The 12,939-nt window shown below is 63.3% G+C and carries 9 protein-coding genes; 6 read left to right on the forward strand and 3 right to left on the reverse strand.

Annotated features, from left to right (window positions below; all coding sequences use genetic code 11):
- Nucleotides 1–603: 603 nt before the first annotated feature.
- The 6 genes from BM136_RS06925 to BM136_RS06950 all read left to right on the forward strand — a co-directional run bounded on the left by BM136_RS06925 (nt 604) and on the right by BM136_RS06950 (nt 9,038).
- On the forward strand, nt 604–2,715 hold the full coding sequence (locus BM136_RS06925) for a glycosyl transferase family protein (protein WP_092971148.1): 2,112 nt from the start codon (nt 604–606) through the stop codon (nt 2,713–2,715).
- Complete coding sequence (locus BM136_RS06930) at nt 2,712–4,445, forward strand: NfrA family protein (RefSeq protein WP_092971149.1); 1,734 nt, start codon at nt 2,712–2,714, stop codon at nt 4,443–4,445. Before BM136_RS06925 ends, BM136_RS06930 begins: the two co-directional genes overlap by 4 nt.
- 246 nt (nt 4,446–4,691) lie before the next feature.
- Nucleotides 4,692–5,951 carry a non-hydrolyzing UDP-N-acetylglucosamine 2-epimerase gene (gene wecB / locus BM136_RS06935; protein WP_092971150.1) on the forward strand — a complete coding sequence of 420 codons (1,260 nt, stop codon included), beginning with the start codon at nt 4,692–4,694 and terminating at the stop codon, nt 5,949–5,951.
- Between the two features lie 8 nt (nt 5,952–5,959).
- Nucleotides 5,960–6,412, forward strand: coding sequence for a hypothetical protein (locus BM136_RS06940; protein ID WP_092971151.1), 453 nt, complete (start codon nt 5,960–5,962; stop codon nt 6,410–6,412).
- 23 nt (nt 6,413–6,435) lie between these two features.
- On the forward strand, nt 6,436–8,148 hold the full coding sequence (locus BM136_RS06945; protein ID WP_092971152.1) for a DUF2334 domain-containing protein: 1,713 nt from the start codon (nt 6,436–6,438) through the stop codon (nt 8,146–8,148).
- Between the two features lie 2 nt (nt 8,149–8,150).
- A complete protein-coding gene (locus BM136_RS06950; RefSeq protein WP_092971153.1) occupies nt 8,151–9,038 on the forward strand; it encodes a hypothetical protein in 888 nt (295 codons plus the stop codon).
- Here the strand turns inward: BM136_RS06950 and BM136_RS06955 are convergent.
- The 3 genes from BM136_RS06955 to BM136_RS06965 all read right to left on the reverse strand — a co-directional run bounded on the left by BM136_RS06955 (nt 9,028) and on the right by BM136_RS06965 (nt 12,776).
- A complete protein-coding gene (locus tag BM136_RS06955; protein WP_092971154.1) occupies nt 9,028–10,161 on the reverse strand; it encodes a mechanosensitive ion channel family protein in 1,134 nt (377 codons plus the stop codon). The two genes, BM136_RS06950 and BM136_RS06955, sit on opposite strands and share 11 nt — an antisense overlap.
- A gap of 53 nt (nt 10,162–10,214) precedes the next feature.
- A complete protein-coding gene (locus tag BM136_RS06960) occupies nt 10,215–11,315 on the reverse strand; it encodes a GGDEF domain-containing protein (protein ID WP_175537096.1) in 1,101 nt (366 codons plus the stop codon).
- 141 nt (nt 11,316–11,456) lie between these two features.
- Entirely contained in the window at nt 11,457–12,776 is a 1,320-nt protein-coding gene (locus tag BM136_RS06965) for an Nramp family divalent metal transporter (protein ID WP_092971155.1), read from the reverse strand.
- Nucleotides 12,777–12,939: the final 163 nt, after the last annotated feature.

Here is a 12,939-nt window from a genome sequence, read left to right on the forward strand (position 1 = left end):
GATGCGTGCCTCAACTGCGCACCAGCCCCCATCTGACGAGCGATTCGTCTGGAAGGTCCTTTGCGCATAAGGCTTTGCAACCTGCACTGCGCTGCGCGCCGAAGTGCATGCAGCAACGCGCGCTCCGTGCCGGTGAAGTGCACTTCCCGCTCGCCTAACCCAAACACCCTGCAGTGGACCGCTCAACGCCTCCGTCATTCGTAGGGAGGCTTTGTCCGCTGCCGTACGAACACCCGTCCCATCAGGCGATATTGCATGCCGTGGCGTTGATCTTGCAGACCCCGTCCGCCGCATCTTGCGTTCATACATGCAACAACCCTGCGTGTCCGACACGTGTCTGAAGGCGTACGTGGTGCACTGCACCGCATAACTGTGCGCCTCGGCGGGTGTTGGTATGGTCCTCGCGTTCCCCCTCGCGAGAAGCAGGCTAGAGAGACGCATCCACCGATCGACGGCAGGCGATCGGGGCGGATGTCACGGCGCAAAGCGGTTGCGTCGGACGTCGAAGAAGACCTTTGGGGGAAGCATGAGTGCCACAGCGCAAGGCGGGGGGTACGCCGGACACTGGCAACGCGCCCGTAGGGCGGGAGCGGGGGAGCGACCATGAGCGATCTGCCATGGGACCTTTACCTCGCGTTGCTCAACACCTTGACGGTGGCGACCACGCTCGTCATCTTCATCAGTACCGCCGACGACTTTTTCCTGGATGCCTTCTATTGGGTGCGGGAGCTGTGGCTCTGGCCGCAGCGTGGCCGCACCCCCGTCACGATCTCGGCGCAGTCGCTGCGTGAGCGCGAAGAGCAATGGCTCGCCATCATGGTGCCGGCGTGGAAGGAGTACGACGTCATCGCCAAGATGGTCGAGAACACCCTGGCGACGATGGAGTACACGCGCTTCATCATCTTTGCCGGCGCGTACCGCAACGATGCGGAGACCACCACCGAGGTCGAGCGCATGGTGCGCCGCTATCCCGGCCGCGTGGTGCGCGCAGCCGTCACGCACGATGGCCCGACGTGCAAGGCCGACTGCCTGAATACCATCATCCAGACCATCATCCGGCATGAGGCAGGCCACGGCATCCGCTTTGCGGGCGTGATCATGCACGACTGTGAAGACGTGATCCACCCGCTGGAGCTGAAGTACTTCAATTACTTCATCATCGATCAGGATCTGGTGCAGTTACCGGTGCTATCGCTTGAGCGCAAGTGGTACGAGTGGGTGGCCGGCACGTACATGGATGATTTTTCAGAGACGCACCAGAAAGACCTGGTGGCACGCCAGGCGCTGACCGGCACTGTGCCGGGGGCCGGCGTGGCGCTGTGCTATAGCCGCCGTGCGATCGAGGCGGTGATGAAGGTACGCGGCGATTCTCCGTTCAACACCAGCACGCTTACGGAAGACTACGACTTCAGTTTCCGCCTGCGCGAACTGGGCATGCGCGAAGCGTTCGTGCATTTCCCGATCTGCGAGAACGCAGCGCCGGCCGAAGACGCCGCGGGCAAGACGCGCACACGCTGGCACCTGGGGCGGCGCAAGGGCACGCGTCCGCAACTCCTGGCCACGCGCGAATACTTTCCGAGCACGTTCCGCACGGCGTATCGCCAGCGCGCACGCTGGGTGCTCGGCATTGCGTTCCAGGGCTGGTTGCAGATGGGCTGGAACGGCAATCTCATCACGCGCTACATGTTCTTCCGGGACCGCAAGGGCGTGCTGACGGCGCTGTTCTCGATCCTGGCGTATGTGCTCTCGCTCAACTATCTGGCGCTTGGCGCACTGATGGCAAAAGGCGTGGTCACGATTCCGGATGGCACGTTCGTGGTCGGCAGCTTCTGGATGCAGGACCTGCTGGCTGTCAATGCCGCGCTGCTGTTCAACCGACTGGCGCAGCGCGTGTACTTTGTCGGTCGGCTCAATGGCCCGCTGCAAGGCGTGCTGTGTCTGCCCAGGCTCGTCGTGAACAACTTCATCAACTTCTTCTCGGTATGCCGGGCGTGGAAGATCTTCCTGATCTACTGCCTGACCGGCAAGCCCATCGCCTGGGACAAGACGCAGCACACCTATCTGTCGAACGACGCGCTCGGCCGCACGCGCTGCAAGCTGGGCGAAACGCTCGTCAAGTGGGAAGTGCTCACGCAGGAGCAGTTGGACGCGGCGCTTGCCATCCAGAGCCAAACCGGGCGGCGTCTTGGGCAGGTGCTGGTCGAGCAGGGCCTGGTGACGCCCGACACGCTGGCCGATGCGCTGGCCGAGCAGGTCGACCTGCCGCGCGTGAGTCTGACCAACGTCGTGCTGGGCGCGCTGGCCGATTGCCTGCCGCGCGACCTGGCTGTGCGGCATCACGTGGTGCCGTTCTCGATTGGCGAAGACGGTTCGCTCAACATCGCCGTGTCGGAGTTGCCCGACGGCGAAGCGTTGGAAGAGTTGGCGCGTGCTGCGGGCCGCAAGGTCGCATGCTTCATGGCGTGCGACCACGAGATGTCGGCCGAGCTGGCGCAGATGGCCGATCCCAACCGCCGTGCGACGGTCGTGTTTGGCCCGGCGGCGCATTCGGCCATGCTGGCCGTCGAATCCATGACGGGCGCCGGCCCAGGTGTTGCAGCCGGCACGGCACCCGCACCCGAGGCTTCCACCATCCCCCCCATTCACGTGCCGCCGGACTTGGCCCCCGGGCCAGACCCTCGGCCCAATCCATCAGTTGCGGGAGGTGTGGCATGACACGCGAGAGAGCAGACCGTTTAACCGTGCGCCGGTTGCGCTGGCCGATTGCCGCGGCAGTGTGGGTGCTGTGTCATGGCGTATCGCTGGCAGAGCAGCCTGCGCCGTTGCAGCCCGATGCCTACTTTCGCGCCGATCGCGCCTATCACGCCATCGACGCCAACAAGCTTGACGATGCCGAGGCCGCCACGCGCGCGGCATTGGCCGTGCAGCCAGACAGCTTGCAACTGAATCTGTTGCTGCTCGATGTGCTTACGCGCAAGGGCCAGTTGGATGCGGCACGCGCGCAGGCCGACGCGCTGCTGCGGAAATATCCCGACGAGCCACGCGTGTACGCGCAGCACGGGTTCCTAGCGCAGAAAGCAAATGACCCCGCTGTGGCCGAGCAGGATTTTGCGCACGCCGTGCAAGGCACCGACTGGACCCCGCAGGAGCAGCGCAACCTGCATCTGGCCTGGTCGGATAGTGCGTACTCCGCCAAGCATCCGCAGGCTGCCCTCGATGCGCTCAGCGGCATGAAGGACGAGCCCGATGCCGACGTGCAGGTGCGCCTGGCGCAGTCACGCTTGCAATTGGGCGATCGGGATGGCGCAACCCAAGCGGCCACGCTGGCCGCCGAACACGCTACGGACCCGGCGCGGCAGCGCTACGCCAAGGCGCTGCTCGCCCAGGCAATGGCGCCCGAAGCGCAGGGTGACGCCACTTCCGCCAATGATCCGCGCGTGATCGGTCAGCGTGAGTTGAACGAGGCTTACAGCCATCTGCGTGCGCGTGACGACCGCGCTGCATTGGCAGCGTTCCAGCGCGGCTTCGCCACGGGCGAGGGTAACTGGACCCACTACGCCGATGCCGCCTACGCAGCAAAGCGGCTGGGCGACAACCCGACTGCCATCAAGCTCTTCCGGGAAAGCCTCGACCATGCCGATGCCGATGCCAAGAGCGACCGCGGTGGCAATGGAGACGACCGCCTTCAACCGGATCGCCGCTTCGGTTACCGGCGTGAAGTCGAGCAGATGCAGCGCACGTTCGGCATGGTTCTCTCTGGCGCGTATCAAACGTCTGCATTCGGTTTGCCCAACACGGTGAGCGCGGGGCAGGCTGGCGCAGAGGTGTACTGGCAACCGCCCGGTATCGGCTACCGTGACGGCAGCATCTTCCAGCTCTTCGTGCGCGGCTACGACAGCGTGTACGACCGCAACGGCAACACGGGTCTGCCGACCGCGCAGGGCTCCGTGGGCGCACGCTACAAGCCGATCAAGGACATCAACCTGGTGTTCACCGCCGAGCGTCTCTTCCGCATCGGGCAACTGACCACCAACGATACATTGCTGCGCATCGGCTTCTCGACCGACCAGGGGCTCGACCTGCAGGTCACCAAGCCGCGCTGGCAGACGTGGCAGGTGTTTGGCGAGGGCGCGTACTTCCTCAACCAGGGCCGCATGATCGTCAGCACGGAAATGCGCTACGGACACACGTGGTTGCTCAACTCGATCAGCGATCGCCTGACGGTCTATCCGCATATCGTGCTGGCGGGCGATCACGACAACAAGGCGATCGGGCAGCGGCTCGCGCTTGGTGTTGGCCCAGGCATCAACTTTCGCTACTGGTTTCGGGAGTCGCACTACGCAGCGCCGGCCAGTTGGCTGGATTTGACCGTGCAATACCGCTTGCCGTTGACGCATGCGGATCGAGCAAAAGGGGTGGTCGCGCGAGCCATTCTTTGGTTCTAAGCAACCCTGGATTCAAGCAGACCCCAGTCAGAGGTGTCGCAGATGAAACGTTTTTGACCGCCGAGGGAAACGGGTAACAAAGAGAAATGGCAGCGGCGTCCGAAGGATGGCGTCGCAGCGCCATGGCGAGTCAAAGCGGGACGCTTGGCACGGCCTTCGCTCATTGGCGAAGTCTGTGCCGGCGTCAGAAGCGACACGTTCGTCGTCGCGCTTTGCATGCGCCGATGCGGATGACTGGGGGGAATCATGACAGGAAAAATTTTGACCGTGTTCGGCACGCGCCCGGAGGCCATCAAGATGGCGCCGCTGGTGCAGGCATTGCAGGCCGAGGCAGGTTTTGAGTCGGCGGTGTGCGTGAGTGCGCAGCACCGGCAGATGCTGGATCAGGTGCTGGAACTCTTCGGCATCGTGCCGGAGTTTGACCTCAACCTGATGCGGCCTGGGCAGACGTTATCCGACATCACGTCGAACGTGCTGGGCGGCATCGACGGCGTGCTCGATGCCTACAAGCCCGATGCCGTGCTCGTCCACGGCGACACGACGACCACGCTGGCGGCAAGCCTTGCGGCGTTCTACCGGCGCATTCCGGTCGGGCATGTGGAAGCGGGTCTGCGCACCGGCAACATCTGGTCGCCATGGCCGGAAGAGTTGAACCGGCGTGTTACCGATTCTGTGACGACCTGGCATTTCGCGCCCACGGCCGAATCGCGCCAGAACCTGCTGGACGAGGGCATCGACCCGGAGCAGGTCACGCTTACCGGCAACACCGTCATCGATGCGTTGCTGGCCGTCAAGCACCGGCTGGACGACGACACCACGCTCTCAGCGCAGATGGCGGCGCGCTATCCGTTCCTGGAAGCGGGCCGGCGAATGATCCTGGTGACGGGCCATCGCCGCGAGAACTTCGGCGAGCCGTTCGAGAACTTCTGCGTGGCGCTGCGCCTGCTGGCGGCGCGTCATCCGGATGTACAGGTCGTGTATCCGGTGCACCTGAACCCGAACGTGCAGCAGCCGGTCAACGCCATCCTCTCCGGCCACGACAACGTTCATCTGATTGCGCCGCAGGACTACTTGCCGTTCGTCTACCTGATGGACCGCGCCTACCTGATCGTCACCGATTCCGGCGGCATTCAGGAAGAGGCGCCCGCGCTGGGCAAACCGGTGCTGGTGACGCGTGATACCACCGAGCGGCCAGAGGCCGTGGCATCGGGCACCGCGCGGCTGGTCGGCACCGATACGCAACGCATCGTCGATGAAGCAGAAGCGCTGCTCAAGAACACCGCTGAATACGAGCGCATGGCGCAGGCTCACAACCCCTATGGCGACGGCCACGCCTGTCGGCGCATTGTCGATGCGCTGAAGAAAGCCTTCACCACGCAGCCACAAATGGTGACGCGCGGCCCGCAACTCATTCGCAAACCGGCTACCGAAGCCGAAATCATCGATCTGGAAGCGGCGCGTGCCACCGCGCAAGGGTCGTCAACGCAGCACCGCCTGAACGGCTAGGAGGCTTGATGAAAGCGAAGCAAATCGGAGGCGGCGTGTTGGTTGCCTCCGCACTTGTTGCCGGGTGGCTGATCGTGGCGCCGCCGTGGGCTGGCGATGGACGCGTACCTGCCATCGTGACCGGCGCGATGGACCAGGGTAGCCCCGGCGCCGACACCGACAAAAAAGCCCCAACGCCCGCATCTTCCAGGGCGACGGCCACGGCTGCGCAACCCGTGCAGCCCACCGTTGTGGCAGCAGTAACACCCAGGCCCGTGACTGGAGGCGCGCGCGCTTACGGCTACGGCGTCATGGATGAGAACGGACAGGTCATTCCACCGCCACGCACGGTGGTCATGACTGAAGTCCGCCCCGGCACGCCGGAAAACGAGACGACAGGTACAGACCGTGGCCACGATCGTGGCCCCAACTTCAACCTCGGGCTCTACCGCCAAGCGGACGGCTCGTTCTATCGCCCATGATTGCCATGAGTCGGAGAGTCATCATGAAGACATTGCTACGTAAGTTCCTGTGCGCGCTCGTCTTTGCGGGCGGGCTGCTCGGCATTTCGCTGACAGCGCCGGCACAGGCCGCCACCTGCACGATCGGGCTCGGGCCCATCTGCGTGACAGTGGGCGGAACAACAACGAGCACGCCAGCCCCGATGCTCGTGCTGTACGACGCCCCGCCAAACGACCAGTACACCAACCTGGGCAAGTCGTACGCGATCATGCTGTACAACCTGCTCGCGCACTTCAACACCACCATCACGCTGCTGCCCGTGCAGAACTACACGGCCGGCATGACCGAGCAATACACCGCCATCTTCTACATGGGGAGCTACTACAACAACCCCATACCGGCGGCGTTTCTGTCGGATGTGACCACCACACAGAAGACCGTCGTCTGGTTCAAGTACAACCTTTGGGAACTTGCCTGGAACACGGCGTATCCATTCACCTCGCGCTACGGCATCAATTTTGTCGGTCTGCGCGGCATGAACGCCGCGCCCTCGGCGAGCGCGCCAAACCCCGGGTTCTTCGATACGGTGTCGTACAAGAGCCAGAGCATGACCAAGTACTACGCCTTCAATGCCACGACTGGCGCCATCAGCGCTGATCCGGACATTGGCGTGACCTCTGTGGCCGATGCCACCAAGGCCAGCAGCGTGGTGACGATCACCAACTCGGTGACGCAGGAAACGGCGCCATACATCATGCGGTCGGGCAATTTCTGGTACGTGGCCGACATGCCGTTCTCTTACATCGGGCCACGCGATCGCTATCTGGTGATGTGCGACATGTTGCATGACATTCTGGGCACCAATGCACCCACGTTGCACCGTGCGCTCGTGCGTCTGGAAGATATCAACGCCACCAACACTGTGACGTCCATCAATACCCTCACGGATTATCTGTACAGCAAAAAGATTCCGTTCTCGCTTGCCACCATCCCGCTGTACAAAGACCCGAACGGCGTCTACAACGGCGGCGTGTCGCAGACCATCCACCTGGTTAATGCGACGGGGCTCAAGTCGGCACTGAACCATGCGTTGCCACGGGGCGGGAAGATCCTGATGCACGGTTACACGCACCAGTACAGCAACATCCCGAACCTCATCAACGCCGTCAGCGCGAACGACTTCGAATTTTGGCTCGCCACGCAGAACAGGCCCGTGAACGAGGACTCAACGCAATGGGCGGCAGGGCGATTGTCTTCGGGGCTGCTGGAGTTCCAGCTCAATGGCTACGCGCCGTTCGCCTGGGAGGCGCCGCACTATCAATCGTCTCCGCTGTCGATCAAGGCCGTGCCGCAGTACTTCAAGAACACCTACCAGCGCGTGGTGTATTACACATCGGATAACCCGCAGACCTTGAACTCGACCACCGCCGGACATGATTTTTCGGTCGGCCAGTTCTTCCCCTACATCATTCAGAAGGACTACTACAACCAGCGCATCATTCCTGAAAACCTGGGCAACGTGGAATACAACATCTGCAATATCGATCCGTCGTCATGCCTGACGTACACCGCACAGGACATCTTGACCAATGCGACGTATGCACAGGTGGTACGTGACGGGTTTGCCTCGTTCTTCTTCCATCCGTTCTGGCTGGAGCCGGAACTTGGCACGCCCGGCTATACCGACTTCCAGACCATCATCACCGGTATCACCGGCATGGGGTACACCTGGGCGGACGCCAGCACGGTGAAGTGACGATGTACCGGATGCGCTCGTTACTGGCAGCAGCCATGTTGGCATTGAGCGCATCCGCCGAAGCCGCAGGGCCGGTAGGCGCCATGCCTGCCGGCCCTGCGCCGTTGTATGGCGTGACGGTCGATGCGGTGGACAACATACCAGCCGTGGTGGATGCGCTGTCGCACCTCTCGCGCACGCCCACGGTGCGCGTCGTCTTTGATGAAGGCATGGACGCGCCGCATTACGTTGGGGCGGTGGCCGCCATCCGGGACGTCGCGTATGTGATGGGCGAACTGGTGGATTCTTCCACGCTCCGGCAATACACCGCACAGCAACTGCGTACGCGTGCCGCTGCTTACCTGCACGCCCTTGGCACCAACGTCGATGTCTGGGAAATCGGTAACGAGATCAACGGCGAATGGACCGGCCCCACGCGTGACGTGATCGACAAGACCATGGCCGCCTATGAAGTCATCAAAGCCGGCGGCGGCCGTACAGCGCTCACGCTGTACTACAACGAGGGCTGCGCCGAGCAGCCGTCACGTGCGATGTTCGAGTGGGTGCAACGTAATGTGCCGCTGCGCCTGCGCGATGGGCTTGATTACGTCTTCATCAGTTTCTATGAAGACGACTGCAAGATCCCTCCGCCCGATTGGAACGCGGTGTTCACCAGGCTAGGCGGACTGTTTTCGCATGCCGCGCTGGGTTTTGGAGAAGTCGGGACGCGACATGCTGCACGCAAGCCGGCGCTCGTCGCGCATTACTACGGGCTCGCGGTCACACATCCTCGCTTTGTCGGCGGCTACTTCTGGTGGTACTTCCGGCAAGACATGGTGCCGCGCTCAAGGCCGCTATGGCGCAGCCTCGATGCGGCGTTCCTCAGCATGCCCGTGGCGGTCAGCCGCTAGCCCGCGCGCTGACGCGTTGGGTGTTTGCGGTTGATTTGCGGTCTGCCAGGTCTTCGGGTTCAACCGGCTCGCCGTCACGACGCACCAGCTGGATCGTGCGCGTGGGCAGCGCGAACGAGGTGCCGAGATTTTCCAGACCTTCCAGGATCGTCAGGTTGATGCGCTGCTGGATGTCCATGTACAGGTTGAAGTCCGGATCGGTCACGAAATACACGACCTCGAAGTTCAGTGCGTTCTCGCCAAACTCCTTGAAGTGCGCGCGATCAAACCGCGTGTTGCCGGCGGCTTCCACCGCACGGCGCACGATGTCCGGAATCTTCTGCAGTTGCGCGGCACGCGCATCGTAGGTCACCCCAAAGGTGAAGACGATGCGTCGTTCCGACATCCGTTTGTAATTGTGAATCGTGCTCTTGAGCAGCGCCGTGTTGGAAGCGACGATCTCTTCGCCCGACAGGCTGCGGATGCGCGTGGTCTTGAGGCCCACGTGCTGCACCGTGCCGGCAATCGATTCGAAGACGATGAAGTCTCCGATCTCGAAGGGCTTATCCAGCCCGATGGCGAGTGAGGCAAACAGGTCACTCAGGATGCTTTGCACCGCCAGCGCCACCGCCACGCCGCCCACACCCAGGCTGGCAACGAAGGCCGTGATGTTGACGCCCACGTTGGCCAGAATGGCCAGCAGCAGCATCGACCACAGTGCGAAGCGCAGCACCCATGCGGTCATCGACGTGATCACGGGGTTGCGCGTCGCGTGGGTTTGCGTCGACAGCCGATCACGCGCCCACAGTTTCACGCCGCGATTGAGCCACAAGGCAATCTGGAACCCGATGATGACAAACCAGATGTGGTCGAGCTTGTTGGCAATGCGCGTGGGCAGATCGATGAAATACGACCCGGCAAGCAATGCGGCCAGCGCGATGAACACCGGATGCGTATCGCGCAGCACTGCGGTGACGAGAATGTCGAAGCGGTAGCCGGTCCGGCGCGCGCGCGCGTCAAACCGGTTACAGATGAGGTGCAATACGCTGGACAGCACCGCATATGCAGCGATTACAGTCAATGCGGCGGCGGCCCAATCGCGGGCCGGCACGCGCAGGAAGGTGTGGGCGTTGAGCCACTCCATGGGCATCTCCGTGCAGAAATCACGGATGCTGCGCCGCACATAACGTGCCTGCCTTACTGCCGCAGCGTTGCCCTCGGCTCGGCGTCGTTCGGTACGCACACGCGGTTGCGGCCCTGACGCTTGGCTTCCATCAGGCCGAGATCGGCATCTGCCAGCAGGTGGGCCAAGTCCTGTCCGGGGCGTAGCGGAGCGGCGCCTACGCTCACTGTCAGCGGCCCCGCGGGCGTTTGCGTGCCGGCCACCGCCGTCTTGAGCCGTTCGACCACGGCCAGCGCGCCGGTCAGGCCGCAAGCCGGCAGCAGTACGGCGAATTCGTCACCGCCCAGACGGCCGAACAGGTCGGCGGGGCGCAGCACGCCCGCCAGCGCATCGGACAGCGCGATAAGTGCCTCGTCGCCTGCGGCGTGTCCCCACGTGTCGTTGATGGATTTGAAGTGATCGACGTCGAGGTACAGCGCGCACAGCGGCTCGGCATGATGCTGCGCACGCTCTACCGCAAAGGTGCCCAGCTCGAAGAAGCGCTGCCGCGCGAGCATGCCGGTCAGGTGGTCAGTGTTGGCGCGATCGGCCAGGCTGCGTTCGGCCGCAAAGTGCCGGGCCATGGCGCGCAGCAGGTAGTGATGAATGACCGCGGCCGCAGCAATGCAGATCGGCAGATAAAGCACCAGCCCCAGCCAGCCGTGGTGGATTGCCGTGGCAGGTTCCGGGGCGATGAGCAACGCGACGATGGGGCCGGCCATGCACAGCGCCATGGCGATGCAGAAATCGCGCCGCGTGAGCCACGCGGGGCTGGTGGCAAGCGGCATCAGATAGAACGCTGGCAGCACCCATTGGAGCCCAGCCTGATGGCCGAACGCGATGATGGCCGCCTCCTCTGCCAACAGGTGCGTGAGCGCCAGCAGCCCCCACATGCCGGTGTGCCGATACCGCTGTGCGACCACCACGATCGCCAACAGCAGCAGGAGCAGCGCGAGCAGAGGCTCCAGCCGATGCAGCAGCCCGACCGACCAGCCCAGCACGATCGCGAAGGCGTAGCCGAGCACACCGCATTTGCTCAGCGCGAGGATCATCGGCACGAAATGGCGCGCCTGATAGTCACGCGAGGGCGTGCGAGCGTCGGGCAGGTCGGAGGCGGTAGGCAGGTTCGCGCTCAAGGCAGGGCAAGAGAGACCCTCTGGCGCGACGGGATGATGCGGGCGCGGGCGGGGCCGGATTGCGCAACAAAGCGCGCATTCTAATGGCGACAGGCAACCCCGTGCGCGGATTTTTAGTGGGGGAATCCCGCAACGGGCGTCTCAGCCTGCCAGCAGCTGCCACACCAGCCACACATTGGCGATGCTGATGACGATGAATAATCCCCACGCGAGCCACGACGTTAAACGGCTGTTAACAAATACCCCCATCAGCGTGCGATCGCTCGTCATGCGGATCAGGGGAAACATCGCAAACGGCAATTGCAGGCCGAGCACCACCTGGCTGATGACAAGCAGTTTGCCGATGGCGTGGTCGCCCAGCATCGCCACGCCGATGAACGCAGGGATCAGCGCCAGCGCGCGCGTGATCAACCGCCGCTGCCAGCACGGGATGCGCAAGTCGAGGAATCCTTCCATCAGGATCTGCCCGGCGATGGTGCCGGTAAAGGTGGAGCTTTGCCCGGCCGCCAGCAACGCGATGCCAAACAGCAGCCCCGCCAACGCCGTTCCGACGATGGGCTCCAGCAGGTGGTAGGCGTCCTCGATGTCGGCCACGTTTTGATGGCCGTGCGCGTTGAATGCGGCGGCGGCCAGGATCAGGATCGCGCCGTTCACGAGCAGCGCCAGCCCCAGCGACACGATGGTGTCTAGCCGCGACAGGCCGATGGCCTCACGCTTGGCCGCCTCGGTGTTGGCCGTCATGCGCGTCTGCACGATGGACGAATGCAGATACAGGTTGTGCGGCATCACCGTTGCACCCAGGATGCCGATGGCCAGATACAGCGGCTCGCGCTGGCTCACGGCCTGCCACGAGGGCATCAATCCGGCTGCCACCGAAGGCCAGTGCGGCTTGATGAGCACGAGTTCAACGAAGTAGCACAGCCCAATCGTGAGAATGAGCCCCAGCACGATAGCTTCCAGCTGGCGGAAGTTTTTGCCCTTCAGGCCCAGCACGATCAGCGTGTCCAGCGCGGTAAGCGCCACGCCCCACAGGATCGGCACGCCCAGCAGCAGGTGGAAGGCCAGCGCGCAGCCCAGCACCTCAGCCAAGTCGCACGCAATGATGGACAGCTCTGCCAGCAGCCATTGCACACGCAATGCGCCGGGCTGATAGCGGTTGCGAGAGGCGCGCGCGAGATCCATGCCGGTGACAATGCCCAGCCGCGCCGAGAGGCACTGCAGCGCCATGGCCGCCAGGCTGGAAAGCACGACCACGAACAGCAACGCATAGCCGTAACGCGAACCAGCTTCAATGTCGGTCGCCCAGTTGCCCGGGTCCATATAGCCGACCGATACCAGCAGCCCCGGCCCCGCAAAGCGCAGCAGCTTCTTCCACAGCGGCAAGCCTGGCGGCACGGCAACGGTGCCGCGCACCTCGGATGGACAGAACGGGGCGGTGGCGGTGGTGGGGAGGCGGAACATGCGCGTGTTGCTAAGAAAAATGCAATCAGAATTTCAGAATGATAGCTAAACGCCACGCCGCACGTCTGAAGCCGCGCCCGGTATGTGTTGGCGGGGCGACTTTCTCGGCACATTTGTCCACACACTTAAGGCAAAGCTCAGTCCGTTGCGGTAGATTTCGAGC

It is taken from the genome of Ralstonia sp. NFACC01, from assembly GCF_900115545.1.
Classification (GTDB): Bacteria; Pseudomonadota; Gammaproteobacteria; order Burkholderiales; family Burkholderiaceae; genus Ralstonia; species Ralstonia mojiangensis.

Coding starts and splice junctions, on each gene's coding strand:
- BM136_RS06925 (WP_092971148.1), top strand. CDS start 604: ATGAGCGATCTGCCATGGGACCTTTACCTCGCGTTGCTCAACACCTTG.
- BM136_RS06930 (WP_092971149.1), top strand. CDS start 2,712: ATGACACGCGAGAGAGCAGACCGTTTAACCGTGCGCCGGTTGCGCTGG.
- wecB (WP_092971150.1), top strand. CDS start 4,692: ATGACAGGAAAAATTTTGACCGTGTTCGGCACGCGCCCGGAGGCCATC.
- BM136_RS06940 (WP_092971151.1), top strand. CDS start 5,960: ATGAAAGCGAAGCAAATCGGAGGCGGCGTGTTGGTTGCCTCCGCACTT.
- BM136_RS06945 (WP_092971152.1), top strand. CDS start 6,436: ATGAAGACATTGCTACGTAAGTTCCTGTGCGCGCTCGTCTTTGCGGGC.
- BM136_RS06950 (WP_092971153.1), top strand. CDS start 8,151: ATGTACCGGATGCGCTCGTTACTGGCAGCAGCCATGTTGGCATTGAGC.
- BM136_RS06955 (WP_092971154.1), bottom strand. CDS start 10,161: ATGGAGTGGCTCAACGCCCACACCTTCCTGCGCGTGCCGGCCCGCGAT.
- BM136_RS06965 (WP_092971155.1), bottom strand. CDS start 12,776: ATGTTCCGCCTCCCCACCACCGCCACCGCCCCGTTCTGTCCATCCGAG.